This is a genomic window from Helicobacter sp. CaF467b, from assembly GCF_022664765.1.
Taxonomy (GTDB): domain Bacteria; phylum Campylobacterota; class Campylobacteria; order Campylobacterales; family Helicobacteraceae; genus Helicobacter_D; species Helicobacter_D colisuis.
Window position 1 is genome coordinate 313,863 of record NZ_JALAIY010000001.1, and the last position, 14,142, is coordinate 328,004.

The 14,142-nt window shown below is 35.1% G+C and carries 16 protein-coding genes; all 16 read right to left on the minus strand.

Annotated features, from left to right (window positions below; all coding sequences use genetic code 11):
- Positions 1-470: 470 nt before the first annotated feature.
- The 16 genes from flgE to MKD52_RS01665 all read right to left on the minus strand — a co-directional run bounded on the left by flgE (position 471) and on the right by MKD52_RS01665 (position 14,139).
- Positions 471-2,714 carry a flagellar hook protein FlgE gene (flgE, locus tag MKD52_RS01590; RefSeq protein WP_242099026.1) on the minus strand — a complete coding sequence of 748 codons (2,244 nt, stop codon included), beginning with the start codon at positions 2,712-2,714 and terminating at the stop codon, positions 471-473.
- 212 nt (positions 2,715-2,926) lie between these two features.
- Complete coding sequence (locus MKD52_RS01595) at positions 2,927-3,601, minus strand: di-trans,poly-cis-decaprenylcistransferase (protein ID WP_112057232.1); 675 nt, start codon at positions 3,599-3,601, stop codon at positions 2,927-2,929.
- Complete coding sequence (locus MKD52_RS01600) at positions 3,602-4,360, minus strand: hypothetical protein (protein WP_242099027.1); 759 nt, start codon at positions 4,358-4,360, stop codon at positions 3,602-3,604.
- A complete protein-coding gene (gene coaBC / locus MKD52_RS01605; RefSeq protein WP_242099028.1) occupies positions 4,357-5,577 on the minus strand; it encodes a bifunctional phosphopantothenoylcysteine decarboxylase/phosphopantothenate--cysteine ligase CoaBC in 1,221 nt (406 codons plus the stop codon). The genes MKD52_RS01600 and coaBC overlap by 4 nt, the downstream gene beginning before the upstream one ends.
- A 2-nt stretch (positions 5,578-5,579) precedes the next feature.
- Positions 5,580-7,397, minus strand: coding sequence for a penicillin-binding protein 2 (mrdA, locus tag MKD52_RS01610; protein WP_242099029.1), 1,818 nt, complete (start codon positions 7,395-7,397; stop codon positions 5,580-5,582).
- A complete protein-coding gene (locus tag MKD52_RS01615) occupies positions 7,398-7,862 on the minus strand; it encodes a hypothetical protein (RefSeq protein WP_242099030.1) in 465 nt (154 codons plus the stop codon). It abuts the gene before it with no gap.
- Complete coding sequence (locus MKD52_RS01620; RefSeq protein ID WP_242099031.1) at positions 7,829-8,350, minus strand: GNAT family N-acetyltransferase; 522 nt, start codon at positions 8,348-8,350, stop codon at positions 7,829-7,831. Before MKD52_RS01620 ends, MKD52_RS01615 begins: the two co-directional genes overlap by 34 nt.
- Positions 8,347-8,976 (minus strand): ribosome biogenesis GTP-binding protein YihA/YsxC, encoded by a 630-nt coding sequence (gene yihA / locus MKD52_RS01625; protein WP_242099032.1) that lies wholly within the window; start codon positions 8,974-8,976, stop codon positions 8,347-8,349. The genes MKD52_RS01620 and yihA overlap by 4 nt, the downstream gene beginning before the upstream one ends.
- Positions 8,973-9,440, minus strand: coding sequence for a lipopolysaccharide transport periplasmic protein LptA (lptA, locus tag MKD52_RS01630; protein WP_242099033.1), 468 nt, complete (start codon positions 9,438-9,440; stop codon positions 8,973-8,975). Before lptA ends, yihA begins: the two co-directional genes overlap by 4 nt.
- Positions 9,437-10,009 (minus strand): hypothetical protein, encoded by a 573-nt coding sequence (locus MKD52_RS01635; RefSeq protein ID WP_242099034.1) that lies wholly within the window; start codon positions 10,007-10,009, stop codon positions 9,437-9,439. The genes lptA and MKD52_RS01635 overlap by 4 nt, the downstream gene beginning before the upstream one ends.
- Positions 9,996-10,487 (minus strand): HAD-IIIA family hydrolase, encoded by a 492-nt coding sequence (locus MKD52_RS01640; RefSeq protein ID WP_242099035.1) that lies wholly within the window; start codon positions 10,485-10,487, stop codon positions 9,996-9,998. The genes MKD52_RS01635 and MKD52_RS01640 overlap by 14 nt, the downstream gene beginning before the upstream one ends.
- A complete protein-coding gene (hisB, locus tag MKD52_RS01645) occupies positions 10,484-11,056 on the minus strand; it encodes an imidazoleglycerol-phosphate dehydratase HisB (RefSeq protein WP_242099036.1) in 573 nt (190 codons plus the stop codon). Before hisB ends, MKD52_RS01640 begins: the two co-directional genes overlap by 4 nt.
- Positions 11,057-11,059: 3 nt before the next feature.
- Positions 11,060-11,860, minus strand: coding sequence for a septal ring lytic transglycosylase RlpA family protein (locus tag MKD52_RS01650; RefSeq protein WP_112057222.1), 801 nt, complete (start codon positions 11,858-11,860; stop codon positions 11,060-11,062).
- Between the two features lie 3 nt (positions 11,861-11,863).
- On the minus strand, positions 11,864-12,937 hold the full coding sequence (locus MKD52_RS01655) for a lytic transglycosylase domain-containing protein (protein WP_242099037.1): 1,074 nt from the start codon (positions 12,935-12,937) through the stop codon (positions 11,864-11,866).
- An 87-nt stretch (positions 12,938-13,024) separates the two neighbouring features.
- Positions 13,025-13,504 (minus strand): hypothetical protein, encoded by a 480-nt coding sequence (locus MKD52_RS01660; RefSeq protein WP_112057220.1) that lies wholly within the window; start codon positions 13,502-13,504, stop codon positions 13,025-13,027.
- A gap of 2 nt (positions 13,505-13,506) precedes the next feature.
- The gene (locus tag MKD52_RS01665; RefSeq protein ID WP_242099891.1) at positions 13,507-14,139 is read right to left on the minus strand and encodes a lysophospholipid acyltransferase family protein; all 633 of its coding nucleotides are present in this window, start codon (positions 14,137-14,139) and stop codon (positions 13,507-13,509) included.
- Positions 14,140-14,142: the final 3 nt, after the last annotated feature.

Below are 14,142 nucleotides of genomic sequence, written 5' to 3' on the forward strand. Positions count from 1 at the left end.
ATTTATTTGATTAAGTATTAATATTATTTGGATAATGTGAATAGTTTTGTTGAAAATCCACCAAAAACTTATACTTCTAAATATAATAGAACTGAAGAGAGTAGGCGTTTTTGGAATTTCTTTAATGGTAGTTTTTAGTAAAATTGCCCTTTGTGTTAAAGCATAAAACTTTAGTGCAACTTCTTAATTTTAGAATTTTATTTTAAGCTAGATTCTTGGAATCTGGCTATCTACTGCTAATATAAAAATCAGCAAAATTCTTAATAGTTAAAGCTTAGATTGATATAACAATAAGTTTTCTTGTAAAGATAAATAATTTTTAGGAGATTTTGAAAGATATTCACTAGCATATCAAAGTGGCAGAAGGCTAATTAAAAAGTTACAATGCCTAAAATATTTCATCTAGTTGGTGAGATTATCAAAATGCGAAATTTTAATCTTAAGGAGAAAATTCTCCCAAAGTGGGAGAATTATTGTTTTAAGCCAAGGAGTGTATTGAGAATTTGATCAGAAGTGGTGATAGATTTTGAACTTGCTTGGAATCCTCTTTGCACTACGATTAGTTGAGTTAAACCACGACTTAAGTCAGAATTACTCATTTCTAGTTTAGAGGCTTGAATACTTGCTCTTCCGCCTAATCCAGCAGTTCCTATTGTAGGTCCTCCAGAGTTTGGAGATTCAGCAAAGAGATTGCTACCTGATTCTTGTAAGCCTTCATAGTTGGCAAAACTTGCTACAGCAACTTGTGCTAAAGCAAGATTTTGTCCATTGTCAAACTTTCCTATCATTGTTCCTGTGGCATCAAAGTAGAAGTCTTGGAGCATTCCTGCAGTGTAACCATCGCCTCTAATATTAGTGGCTTGTGATTCAGCAGCGGTGCTTTTTAGTCCATCATATCCTCCGCTTGTTCCAAAATCCAAGTCGATACTTTGTGGGAATGCAGCACCATTGTTTGGCTTAAATTGAACGGTTGATGGGTTAAACCCTAGAATCTCACCTCGTTCTCCAAAAGTTACGCTACCTCCCTCTAGGATATTAGGTCTTTGTGCAGTTCCACCGATGAGTTCTGCTGGTTCTGGCACGATGATACGCCAATTCCACTGATTTCCAGCGACTTTAGTAAATTGTATAGTGAAATCGTGTTTATTTCCAAGACTATCATAAATATCAAGTGTTTGAGAATAAGTTGCCATTCTTAAACCTGCGGTGCTTGTGATATTTCCCCCTTCTACTAATACTCCTGTATTCATTGCTTTCATTTGATTTTTGAAAAGCACATTGGTAGTGGTTAGAGTATCATTATAGGCTGAAACAAAGATATTTAGGTTATCATAAGCAGCACCTTGTTGGTTATTTGCGACATTGACCCCATCATCTCGGTTATTGATTTCAAATTGTCCATTTCTATTGAGCTTCACACTCACGGTGTAGTTACTTTGGAGGAAAGTAGGGTTGTTTCCTGTCATTCCTGCAGCAGCCGCCGCTGAATCTCCACCAAATTCTTTGACTTTATTAGCATCTTGTTGCATGAGTGCTCTTAAGTCTTCTGTGGTTCTAAATTGACCTGAAGTTGAATCTGCATCAGTTTGGAGTGTGTAGTTGTATTTGAAAGCAGTGGTAACGGTTGTAGCAGAATCAAGATTGTTTCTATTGTCTCCAAAACCTAATACAGCGCCACTTCTTCCCGTAACGCGAATATTTTTATTGCTACCATCACCATCAAGTTGGTTAGTGTTTTGTAGGATAAGCGTATTTCCTCTTGTGAGTGCTTCTACTCCAGTGGTGTCTTTAAGATTATTAATCGCAACTTGTGCAGCAAGAAGGTTAGAAGAACCACTTGCATTTGGATCATTATTCCAAGTAATTTCTACACCATTAATGGTAATGCTTGCAGCTCCAGCTGTAGCAGAATCAATTTGTAATGGTTTAGTGGTAGCAGTTTGGTAGCTAACCCAAATCCCTTGTCCTTCTTGGAGTCGCATTGCCTCTCCTGCATCATTAAACATTACACCCATATCTTCAGGAACTTCAAGTTGTTTATCAGTAGTATCATAAAGTCTATCTAAGCCACCTGCAATATAGTTATTAGCTGAAGTGCTATCTAATGGGCTTGGACAAGTAGTATTTTCTGTTTTGTTTCCGCTTGTTAGATTGATATTTCCAGTAACGCTTTCAGTAGCTTTTGCAGGGATAGTAAGGCGTGGATCAATAGTGATATTTCCAATAGGTCCTGTTGAATCAACGCGATTGATATTTCCGCTACCACAATTACAATTTAATTTAGAAAGATCTCTCACCCAGCCTTGCACAATATAACCGCTTGTAGTTACAAGGTTACCTACAGCATCAAAGCTAAATGCACCATCTCTTGAATACATATTAGTAAAACCACCATTGTTGCTTACAACAAACATTCCATTGCCTTCTAAAGCCAAATCCGCTTTTCTGCCAGTATTTTGCAAAGAACCTTGTGAAAAGATTTTTGTGGTAGTTTCAATCCCTGTTCCAAGTCCCACAGAATAGTCATTCACCCCACCATAACCTGCATAAGGAATCGTAGCGGCTCGTTTGGTTTGGCTAACCATTGTTGAGAAGTCCGCACGAGAATATTTAAAACCATTGGTATTTACATTGGCGATATTGTTTGATTCTACATCAAGAGCCACTTGATGAGCTTGCATACCGCTAACACCTGACCATAAAGATCTTAACATTTGCAATCCTTTTTAAAAAAGTATTTTGCAGAAAATAAAGCAAATATTATTCCAAATTTAAATTTTATAGTTACAAAAGCCGAGGAATTCAATCTCCAGCTAATTATCATTTATAAAATGTTCATTGGTTTTTCAATTTTAAATTTATAGCATAAGCAATTAAAGATTTGTTACTTTTTAGAGCTTTAGAGAGTATGTAGTAGGCAAAATTATCAAATTGCGCCAAAGCGCCTTTGTCTTGTCGCAAATTTTTCTATCATTGCTTCAAGTTCATCGCTTCTAAAATCAGGCCATAAAGTTTTGGTAAAAAAGAGTTCAGCATAAGCACTTTGCCAAAGTAAAAAGTTTGAAAGCCTCTGTTCCCCACCAGTACGAATTAGCATATCTACTTCAGGGATTCCTGCTGTATCGAGGTTTTGTGTGATTGATTCTTGTGTTATGGGGAGATTTTTGCTTTGGATTTTTAAAAATGTGCGCCTTAGCTCATCTTTTGCACCATAATTTAGGGCAAGAATCTGTGTTAAGCCATTGCAAGATTCTGCGGTAATAGATTGTAAATGGTGGATTTTTTCTTGTAATTTTGGGCTAAAAGCGGAAATATCGCCAATAACCTTAAAAACAATATTTGAATTAAGATAGGTTTGGGTTTGATCGTGCAGATATTTTTCTAACAAATTCATTAAAAAATCAATTTCTTTTTTGGGGCGATTCCAATTTTCCGTGGAGAAAGCATAGAGACTTAGGTATTTTATGTCTTTTTTTACGCAGGTTTCAGTGATAGAATGAATGATTTTTGCTCCCTCTTGATGACCAAAAAAACGAGGTTTGAATCGGTTTTTTGCCCATCTCCCATTGCCGTCCATAATAATTGCAAGATGATTTAACATTTAACCTTCTAAATCAAGCAAAGAATCGCTAAAATCATAAAGTGGGGTGATTGTGCTATCCACATTAATATTAGCTTGTGCGATAAATTTTAGCTCACTAAGATTGTTTTTTAGGATTCTAGCCACGCTTTCATACATAACATAAATATCAAGTCTTGTCCCTAAATCAAGATTATACAAGACTCCCCAAGTTGCGCCAAGATTTGCAAAAACCGAATAAAATTCTAGGGCGTTTTGATTGGCTATTTTCTTTTTGCGCAATTGCATAAAGCCATTTTTCTTTTCATCATCATAATGCAAGGGGAGAGTTAAAACTTTGTGTTTGAGCGACATTAGCATATGGCTTAAAAAGGCAAATTCCCACTTGCTCTCGGCATTTCCAAGTCGTTCGGTTAAAAATCCACGCATAACTTCAAAGGGGCTTTCCCCTTGTAAAAATTGTTGCATCGCCTCATTGCTTAGTTTTAGTGGTATATTTTCATCTTTGAGAAGTTTTGGTTGTTTAATAAGATTTGAAAGTGTGATAGATCCGCTTGTATTTTTTCCCATCATCGCCCAATATTTGCCACCAATTTCCAAGTCTTTAATGCTTTTTGTTTCCATTGCAATATTGCCTACTTTTATCATATAGCGGATTCCTTGTAGTTTTTCCATGACTTCAAGCTTCATAGGCAATGTGGCATTAAATTGCGTGGTTTTACCTGCTGCATTTTGGAGTTGATTTTGCACTTGCGTGAGTTGCCCCATTTGCTTTATCATAAACTTTTTGCCTCATTAAGAATTTGGAATGCAAGGGTTAATTTATCGCTTTTACCTAAGTTTTTTTGAGATTTTTGGCTAACCCATGTAATTTGATTTTCTGTAGCATTCATAGGATTTAAAGAAGGGGAGATTTCATTAAGGCAAATTGCATCTAAATTTTTATTTTGCAAGGCTTTGATCGCATTTTCTAATCCATTTTGGCTTTCTAGTTTAAAGCCAATTGTAGTTTGTTTTTTGCTAATAGTGCTTAAAATATCAAGATTCTTTTGCAAGCATAGATTCCACTCTTGCCCTATGGCTTCTTTTTTGAGTTTGCCTTGAAAGGATTCTTTTGGGATATAATCGCTAATGGCTGCACTCATAAATAAAAAAGAATCTTTAGAAAAAGCATTAGATTCTTGCCATTTTTGGATAGATTGGAGAAAGTCTTGGGTGCTTTGTGCGGAATTATAATTGATTCTAAGTGGGAGAGGGTAGGGGCATAGGCTACCTATATAAGTAACCTTTGCGCCTAGAAAATATCCCGCTAAAGCCAAAGAAGCGCCCATTTTTCCGCTAGAATGATTTGAAAGATAGCGCACACTATCAATATTTTCTTTGCTACCTCCACTTGTGATACAAAGGGCTTTATTTTCCCAAAACTTTTCTTGATAAAATGCGCGAATGGTTTGGTAAGTAATTTCTAAAGGATCGGCTAATGCGCCATCACCTATAGTTTTACAGGCAAGTTCTTTACTTTGGGAGGGAATAATGGCGATTCCTCTTTGAATAAGAAGATTTAAAGCACTTTGGGTGGTAGGATTTTGGAGCATTTTGGTATTAGCAGCAGGAGCGATGAGTTTTGGACCATCAAAGGCTAAAAAACTCTCCAAAAGAATATTATCTGCTATTCCATAAGCGACCTTATTAAGAGAATTAGCGCTAATTGGAGCTATTAAAAATATATTGCCCCACGAGGCTATTTCAATGTGATTGTGTGGAATCTCTCCCCAATTTTGGGATTGCGTGGTTAGCACTTGGTAACCACAAAGTGCTTCAAATAAAAGCGGATTGATAAATTTTTGCGAATCATCACTCATTACAACGCGCACACTCGCACCAAGTTTTTGGAGGTTACGCAAAATTTCTATTGATTTATAAATGGCAATACTACCGCAGATTCCTAGAATGATTTTTTTGTTTGCAAGGAGTTTTGGGAGAAAATCTAAAGTCATTACTATTCCTTTTTTTTGCGCGTCTCTTTGACATAGCCCCAGTCTATTAGGGCATTAGCAAGTTCTGCTAAAAGCGGTCCCCCAGCACCAGATCCGCTACCGCCGTGTTCTACCATAATTGTAATTACATATTTAGGATTATCAATGGGTAAAAATCCTGTAATCCAAGCTTGTGAGCGATGAAAATAATCCATTTCTTCTTCTTTGATTCTTTCTTCATCTTCTTGCGAGATTCCAACAACTTGTGCAGTTCCTGTTTTACAAGCTAGTTTCACTCTACTGGCGCGTGTGGCATAATAAGCAGTACCATCTGTTTCGCTACAGACTTGTCGCATTCCCTCGCGTAAAACTCCCATTTTGCTTTTTTGAAAATCATTTAACACATCTTTGGGTGGGTAGGATTGGATTTTATCTTGAATGCGTTTGGCAAAATGAGGAGTGGGGAGTTTGCCTGTTGCAATAAGGGAAGTGTAGTTTGCAATTTGCAAAGGAGTAGTAAGAAACATACCTTGTCCTATGGAGCTAATAATACTATCACCTTCATACCATTTATCTCTAAAGCGCTTGAATTTCAGGCTAGGAGAAGGGACAATTCCGCGCGATTCGCTAGGCAAATCAACTCCAGTTTTTTCGCCTAATCCCATTTGTTTTAAGACATTGGCAATATCTTCAAAATCAACCTTTTGAGAAAGGAGATAAAAATACACATCCACACTTCGTTTTAGGGCTTTATAGAGATCAGATTTTCCATGACCTCCTTTTTTCCAATCACGAAATTTTCTTCCACCTGATTCAATAAAAGCAGGAGTATTAAGCTCTTCTTTTTCATCAATTTTTGCATATTCCAAAAAGGCTAATCCCATTCCCATTTTTATTACCGATCCTGGCGGATATAATCCATTGGCAAATTTGTTAATAAGGGGTTTGTATGGGCTATTACGCAAGGCATTCCAATTGTCGTGTGAGATTCCGCCAATGAATTGATTTAGATCGTATTCAGGGTAGCTTCCTGCGGCTAGAATCTCTCCATTGGTAGCATCCATAATAATAGCAGTGCCATTTTTTCCTTCAAAAGCTTGATCCATTGCTTTTTGTAATTCGATATCTAAAGTAGTAATTAGAGAATCGCCCTTTTTAGAATCTTGGTGAGAGAGGGTTTGAATCTCGCGATTTAGGGCATCAACTTTTATTACTCTCTTGCCAAGTTGTCCTTGTAAAAAGTCATCATATTGCTTCTCTAGTCCATCTTTGCCAATGTTTTGAGTATAATTAGAAATAGGCTGAAGCTCTATGTCTCTTTCATTTGCTCTGCTAACATAGCCAATAATATGCGAAGCACTTTGTTTGTGGGGATAATAACGCCTTGCTAGAGGGCTGATTCTCAAAATTTCATTTTGAAAAAAATACGGATAATATTTTAGGATAAAGCTGTGTTCCACAAAATCAATAATGGGAATAAAATCGTGGTTATAAGGCGAATCTTTTTGTCGGTATTTTTTTATCAATTCTTCTTTGGTGTGTTGCGGAAAAAATGTCAAAAGATATTCAATTTCTTTTTCTAAAATGGGTAAATTTGATCGTAAAGATAAGTTGGGTGGGAGTGAAATTGTAAAACCTATGTTATTTGTGGCAAGTGGTTCCCCATTGCGATCAAAAATTTCTCCCCTAATAGGGGCAATGATTTCTTCACGCAGGATATTTTTCATAGCTTGTTCTTGATATTGTTCATTTTTAAGAATGCTCAAGTTAAAGATTTTTATTAGTAAAATCAACCAAAAGACGATAAAACAAAAAAAGACAAAATACAAACGCTTATGCATTTAAAATATCCATAAAAATAGCCAAATTAACACAATTTCAATCCCAGCATAAAAGCTAAGAAACCAAGAAAATGGTGGCACATCATAATCTAATAAAAATCCCATAAAGTTTAAAAATATAAAATAGCCAAAATAGGCATAAATAATAAAAAATGGGATAAAAATTTTACTAAAGCCAAAAAATTTTCTAAATTTTGGTAAGATGACTTTAAAAGAAAAAGCCATAAACAAAAGAGTGCTTAAAAAAGGCAATCCCTTGCTTGTTTCAAGAAAAATTAAAAGGGGGATTAGCCAATAAAAGGCGTTAATATCATTTGCTTCATACCTCTCCTGTGCTAATACATAAATAACTCCAAAAAGTGGAGGCAAAAGATAGTAAATATCACTAATAGAAATATAAAAAACAATGCCAATAACTAAGAAAAAGATTCTTAGAATTTTTTTATCAGTGCGATTTCGTCGCATAGAGGAAAATGCTTGCATAAAATACAATCCGCCCAAATTTTTTGATTAGGAATCTTTTCTTTGCTAATTTCATTAAAGCCCATTTTTTCAAACAAAACCCTTTTGTAAGTTAAAACTAAAACTTCACCAATACCCAAAACTTTGCCCTCTTTAAGACAATCTGCTATCAAGGCACTTGCTACGCCTTTTCTTTGTGCAAAAGGCACAACAATAAGGCTGCGAATCTCTGCTAATTCCAAAGAATGAATATGTAACGCACAAAAACCTAGCATTATTGGTTTTTTTAAATCCTCTAGCTTTTTATTTTCTAAATTGAGTTTTTGCTGTGATCTTAGGATTTCTTCTTCTTCCCAAGCAATATGATAAGATCGAATCATATTTGCCATTATATCTAAGGGTCTCTCTAAAATCACTCCACGTTCAATTTCAGGCTTAAGAATCTCGCGCATTTGCGGGATATTTTTGAGTGTGGGTCGCGTGATAATCATTCTGTTTCTCCAAGGTTTGTTTGAATTCCTAGCGTGTGATTAAGGATAAAATCGCTCATTTCTTGAAGGTTGTTTTTCTGTAAAGAGCTAGAAAATAGCGCATTTGGAAATTCTTTTTTAAGATTGATTTTTTGGGTAGTGTTGAGTTTGTCAAATTTGGTAAAAATTTGTAAGATTTTTTGATCTTTTCTTAAAAAAGGTCTTAAAAATTCAACAAGATTAGAATCAATTTCTAAATGAGGGTGGCGACTATCGCGCAAATGCACAAAAAGTCGGATACTATCACGCTTTTTTAAGAATTCAATGAGATTTTTATTCCAAAGCTCTTTTTGTGTTTTGGAGACTTTAGCATAACCAAATCCAGGTAAATCAACCAAATAAATTTGTAAAATTTCATCACTATCTTTTTGTTTCCAATGTGTTAAAAAAAAGTTAATAAGCTGTGTTTTTCCTGGTGTTTGAGAGCTTTTTGCTAGATTTTTTTGTTTGCATAAGAGATTAATAAGGGTGCTTTTACCCACATTACTTCGCCCTAAAAAAGCAATTTCACTTAGGAGTGGTGGAGGGCATTGGGAGAGATTTTGCGCTGAGGTAAAAAAACTGGCTTTAGAGAGTGTGTAAGTCATTTTTTTGTTTCTTTGTCAAGTTTAAATATTAGTCGTGCAGGAGCTTTGTCATCTCCAACAATGTTAATATAACCCTCTTTATAGCGGATAATGATTTTTTCTCCTTTAACTTCGTTTTTTTTAGCAGGTTCTTCTACAAAAGCGCTACCAATAATTTGATATTCTTGAGTGTTTGGAAAATAAAGAAGCTCATTGGCTTTGCCTTGAATCTTGCGATTGTTTTCTAAAGTTAGCCAAAACTTCACATTTCCTAGGGCTTGCATTTTGGTGGGCTTATTATTTTTATCTAAGAAAATATAGGCTTCATCACAATTTAGCTTATCGTGCAATCTTGTGATTTGCACATTTCCTTTTAGTTGGGTAACTTTGCTTTTTTCATCGGCAATAAGCTCTTGGGCATCGATAACTATTTCATCGGCAATCAAGGGCAATAAAAAGGCAAGTATTAAAATGAAAAACCTCATTTTTTATCCGTTGTAAGAGTTCCATGAACATTATTGGCATAGATTTTGCCATTTTTATAAAGAATATTTTTGCCCCGAATATTGTAGGTTTCGCTAAAAATCATAAAGTCTCCCTTTCCTAAAATTTCTTTTGTTGGGATAGAATAATTAGCCACTTCACTCCAAAATTTAATGGCATCACGCGTGTAATTAACGCCTTTGGGGAAAAGAATGTCTTGCCTATTGAAAAAGGCTAAACTAGATTGCAAAAATTCTGATTTTTGCTCTTCAAACAAATAATGATTAACGCTAATTTGCTCTAAAATGCCACTTTCTTTACTAGTTTCTTTAGCATTTTTGCCTATAGCATAAGTCTCTACACCTAGTGATGAGATTTTGTAATATTCAAAATCAAAAGCTTCAAAGCGTGAAATATTTGCAAGAGCTTGTTTTTTCTCCTCTTGTTGCTTGTTGAGTATAAAAACCATTGCAATGCTAAAAAGCGAAAGGCATACAAAAAAGCCTGTTACGATTCTTCCGCTTTTTGGCTTTGAGGGGTTTTTGTGTTTTCTTAGACTAGAAAATCTCATAGAGTTTATCCTCTAGGTTTTCTTGTTTGATAAGAATATCAATCATTTCTCTAACAGCACCTTTGCCACCTTTTTTATTTAGGACCATGTGAGCAATTCTTTGAATTTCTTTAGCAGAATCTTTAGGCGCAAAAGTGTATTTGGCGATTTTAAACATAGATAAATCATTTAAATCATCGCCAATAATAGCAACTTCATCAATGTGGATTTGAGATTGATCTAAAATCTCATAAAGCGCGTTGGCTTTGTTAGAGATTCCTTGTTTGATGTAGGTGATGCCAAGCTCTTTGGCGCGATTTTCTACGATTTGTGATTTTCTGCCTGTAATGATTGCCGCTTTTTTGCCAAGCTTGATCCAAGCAGCAATCCCAAGTCCATCTTTGACATTAAAGCTTTTAAGCTCATTTCCTTCATTATCATAAGTGATTTTACCATCAGTTAGGGTTCCATCAACATCAAGCACGATTAGTTTAATCATAAGACGCCTTTGGTGCTTGGGATTCCTATTTTCTCGTTTTTAACACAAGCGCGACGCAAGGCAACAGCAAAGGCTTTGAAACTAGCTTCAATAAGGTGGTGACGATTCTTGCCTCTTTTTTGTATGATATGCGCTGATAAACCGGCATTAAAGACTAAAGCCCTAAAAAACTCCTCAACCAACTCGCAATCAAAAGTGCCAACTTTGCCCTCTGTCTTGACTTCAAAAACCAAAAAAGGACGATTGCTAAGATCCAAATCACATTCTACACAAGCCTCATCCATTACAACTGCACTATTACCAAAGCGCTCGACATTTTGAATAGGAAAAAGAGAGTTTCTAAGAAGCTGTCCAATAACGATTCCGCAGTCTTCAACACTATGATGATAATCCACCTCCAAATCCCCCTTGCACTCTAGGGTTAGATTCCAAGAAGCGTGTTTGCAAAGCGATTGTAACATATGATCAAAAAAACCAATCCCTGTTTGGATATTTGCTATACCAAAACCATAGACTTCTAAACTAGCAGAGATTTGAGTTTCTTTGGTGTTTCTTGTTAAAGTTTCCATATTTTACTCCGTAGTGATGAATGCACCAGCGATTTTTTGGAGAGAGATAAAATCTCTTGCTTCAGCCTCACTTTGAAATCCACTTAGCATAACGCGATAAATAGGTAAGCCATTAAGAGAATATTCTTTGATAATCGCTTTATATCCGTGAGAGTTTGCATGAGTTTGTTGAAATCTTTGTGCTCCATTTTTATTTCTAAAGGCTCCAATTTGAACTAAGAATTTTGAAAGCTGAACGCTTGTTTGCGTGGTAGCAACTTTGTATTCACTTGTGGCAAGTGTTTCTTTGGTAAGTGGAATAGAATTAGAGATTGCGCCATTAAATCCAATCACTTCGATTCTGACATTTGCAGTCCCTTTTTGGAGCATATCTATATCACGCGCTGCACTATTAGATAAATCAATGATTCTGCCACTAATAAAAGGTCCGCGATCATTGATTCTAACGATGGTAGATTTTCCATTTTCTTTGCTTGTAACACGCACGATAGTATTCATCGGCAGAGTTTTATGAGCGGCTGTGTGAGCATACATACTATAAGTTTCACCATTGGAGGTTTTTTTGCCGTGGAATTTTGGTCCATACCAACTAGCTATCCCCTCATAAGTTTCGCCTAAAGCAACCATAGTTGGATAATACCATTTGCCATTGATTTGATAAGGGCGCATCGTAGCTTTTTGGCTTTGCTGGCTGTTATTCATTGTTCCATAATTAGGAGTTTTATTGTAGTAAAGATTGTTTTTGCTGCTACAACCAAAGAACAAAAATGTAAATATTAGGCTTAAAAAAAGAGTTTTTTTCATAGTTTATCCTTGCTCTAAAGGAATCACAATCTCTTGATTGATAGAGAGTGAATTAGCATTTTTAATAGCATTGTATTGAGTAATAGTTTTTGAAGAAACCCCATAGTGTTTAGAAATGGAGTAAATTGTGTCGCCTTTATTGACGCGATGAAGTATGTAAGGCTTGTTTTGAATGGCGACTTTATCAATAGTATTTGTTTTGTAAGTGGCTAAGAATTGATAAGGTAAATAAACAGAATAGATTTTGGCATATGTTGGGGTAATATTGCGCTTAAATTGTGGATTGTAGGCTTTGAGTTTATTTAAAGGTAGATTGGCTTCTCTTGCAATTTTTGCAAGTGGAGTAGCAGGCGCAACTTCAATGGCGGCTAAGAGCGAGTTAGCACCGCGATTTAAAAAATAATCATAGTCGTTGGTTTTAAGCATATTGACATTGTGAAACAAGAGTGAAAGCGAAAGAATCTTTCGTATATACATGCGACTTTCAAGGGGAATATATTTTTTTTCTATATCTAAGAGTATGCTAAGTGAATCGCTATTGGCTTCTTTGATAGCTTTTCTAAGTCTGCCTTCTCCGCAATTATAAGCAATTGCTGCAAGATACCATTTCCCAAATTGTTGCTTTAGGCCTTTTAGATAAACAATGGCTGCTTTAGTGGATTTGATAAGATCTTTGCGTTCATCAATTTGGGTGTTAATATCTAATCCCAAAGATTGTGCAGTTTTTGGCACGAATTGCCACATTCCAACGGCGCGTTTATTGGATTTTGCAGAGAGTGAGAAACCTGATTCAATCATTGCAAGATAGAGAAATTCTTGAGGAATATCTTCTTCTAAAAACATTGCTTTTAAAGTGGGAATAAATTCATAATTATCTTTAAATTTTTTAAGTAAATAATCTTGTTTGATTTCTCCTAAAAAGGAATTTTTAACATCAATGAAGTAGGGATTGTTTAAAAAATCTGGATTCACATCAAAAGTTTTTAACACTTCTTCGCTTTTGAGATCGTAAGTAGTGGAATTAAATTGCGATAAAGCATAACTAAAAGATAAAAGTAAAATAAGAATAATTTTCATTAAATACCTTGTTTAAAAGTGTGATATTAATTTTGTTAAAAATGTCTTTTTTATTTTAACAAAGTTTGATAAAAAATCTGCTTAAACTTAAGATTTATTTAATGATGATTGCTTTTTTGCAAGGTCAATTTTTTCTTTGAGTTGCTTAAACCATTGCGCATAATTTTCTATGGCTTCTTTTTCGTCAGGTGTTGGCTTGTTAAAGAAATAAAGAGTGGCGTATTCTTTACTAAAGGCATCATAAATCCATTGAATCTCTAAAAGTTCTTGTGGAGTTATGGAGGGACTTTGGAGTAGTTTTGAGACTTTTTTATAATAATCTTGCGTTTTTTGTAAGAATCTTTGGAGGTTTAGTCGTTGTTTGGATTGATTAGCAATGCTAAAGGCTGAACGATTATAGGGGTCTTCTTTGAGTGCAAGCGTGGCAAGTTGATAAGATTCTTGGTAGTTTCCTTTGGTAAATTCTTTCTTGGCTTGAGAGCTTAAGGTATAAGAAGGTGAAAAAAAATACCCTAAAATCAATAAAAGAATCGCACCTAAGAGCAAATATAAAAAAGTATTTTTCAATTTCAAGTTTCCATAATGTGTCGAATTTTGGCTTTTGCTTTATCTAAGTCTAAGTTTTCAATCCACAAAGGCTCTTTTAAAATATGGGTAATGCGACTAAAAGGCTTTGGTATTTGGAATCTATCCCAACTCTTAAATTCCCAAAATTTTTGGTAATGGATTTGTGAGGAAACAATAGGTCTTTTTGATTTTTGGGAGAGTAGCACGATTCCATCTGCAATGCTGTGATAGGGTCCTCTTGGTCCATCTGGAGTGATGACTATAAAATCATTTTCTTGAAGTTTTCTTAGAGCTAAAAGAAGCACTTTAATATTTCCCTTAGAACTAGATCCTCTTAATGAATCAATCCCAAAGAGCTTGATTGCGCGACTAATAATATCTCCATCAAAATGTTGGCTAATAAGCACATAGGCTTTTTGAGGGCTATTTTTTAGAATTTTCTTAAAAAGGCAAGGTTGCATAAGTAGATTCCCATGCCAAAAGGCTACTATAAAATTTTGTTGTTTTTGAAGCAATTCTAGTGTTTTGGGGTCAATTTGGTATTCAACTTTACAGGTTTTATAAAGAAGTTTGATGAGAAAAAAAATCAAAGAGGGAGAAAAGAAAAGAATGAGTTTTCTTTTGATATTTTTCATCTC

Coding starts and splice junctions, on each gene's coding strand:
- flgE (WP_242099026.1), bottom strand. CDS start 2,714: ATGTTAAGATCTTTATGGTCAGGTGTTAGCGGTATGCAAGCTCATCAA.
- MKD52_RS01595 (WP_112057232.1), bottom strand. CDS start 3,601: ATGTTAAATCATCTTGCAATTATTATGGACGGCAATGGGAGATGGGCA.
- MKD52_RS01600 (WP_242099027.1), bottom strand. CDS start 4,360: ATGATAAAGCAAATGGGGCAACTCACGCAAGTGCAAAATCAACTCCAA.
- coaBC (WP_242099028.1), bottom strand. CDS start 5,577: ATGACTTTAGATTTTCTCCCAAAACTCCTTGCAAACAAAAAAATCATT.
- mrdA (WP_242099029.1), bottom strand. CDS start 7,397: ATGCATAAGCGTTTGTATTTTGTCTTTTTTTGTTTTATCGTCTTTTGG.
- MKD52_RS01615 (WP_242099030.1), bottom strand. CDS start 7,862: ATGCGACGAAATCGCACTGATAAAAAAATTCTAAGAATCTTTTTCTTA.
- MKD52_RS01620 (WP_242099031.1), bottom strand. CDS start 8,350: ATGATTATCACGCGACCCACACTCAAAAATATCCCGCAAATGCGCGAG.
- yihA (WP_242099032.1), bottom strand. CDS start 8,976: ATGACTTACACACTCTCTAAAGCCAGTTTTTTTACCTCAGCGCAAAAT.
- lptA (WP_242099033.1), bottom strand. CDS start 9,440: ATGAGGTTTTTCATTTTAATACTTGCCTTTTTATTGCCCTTGATTGCC.
- MKD52_RS01635 (WP_242099034.1), bottom strand. CDS start 10,009: ATGAGATTTTCTAGTCTAAGAAAACACAAAAACCCCTCAAAGCCAAAA.
- MKD52_RS01640 (WP_242099035.1), bottom strand. CDS start 10,487: ATGATTAAACTAATCGTGCTTGATGTTGATGGAACCCTAACTGATGGT.
- hisB (WP_242099036.1), bottom strand. CDS start 11,056: ATGGAAACTTTAACAAGAAACACCAAAGAAACTCAAATCTCTGCTAGT.
- MKD52_RS01650 (WP_112057222.1), bottom strand. CDS start 11,860: ATGAAAAAAACTCTTTTTTTAAGCCTAATATTTACATTTTTGTTCTTT.
- MKD52_RS01655 (WP_242099037.1), bottom strand. CDS start 12,937: ATGAAAATTATTCTTATTTTACTTTTATCTTTTAGTTATGCTTTATCG.
- MKD52_RS01665 (WP_242099891.1), bottom strand. CDS start 14,139: ATGAAAAATATCAAAAGAAAACTCATTCTTTTCTTTTCTCCCTCTTTG.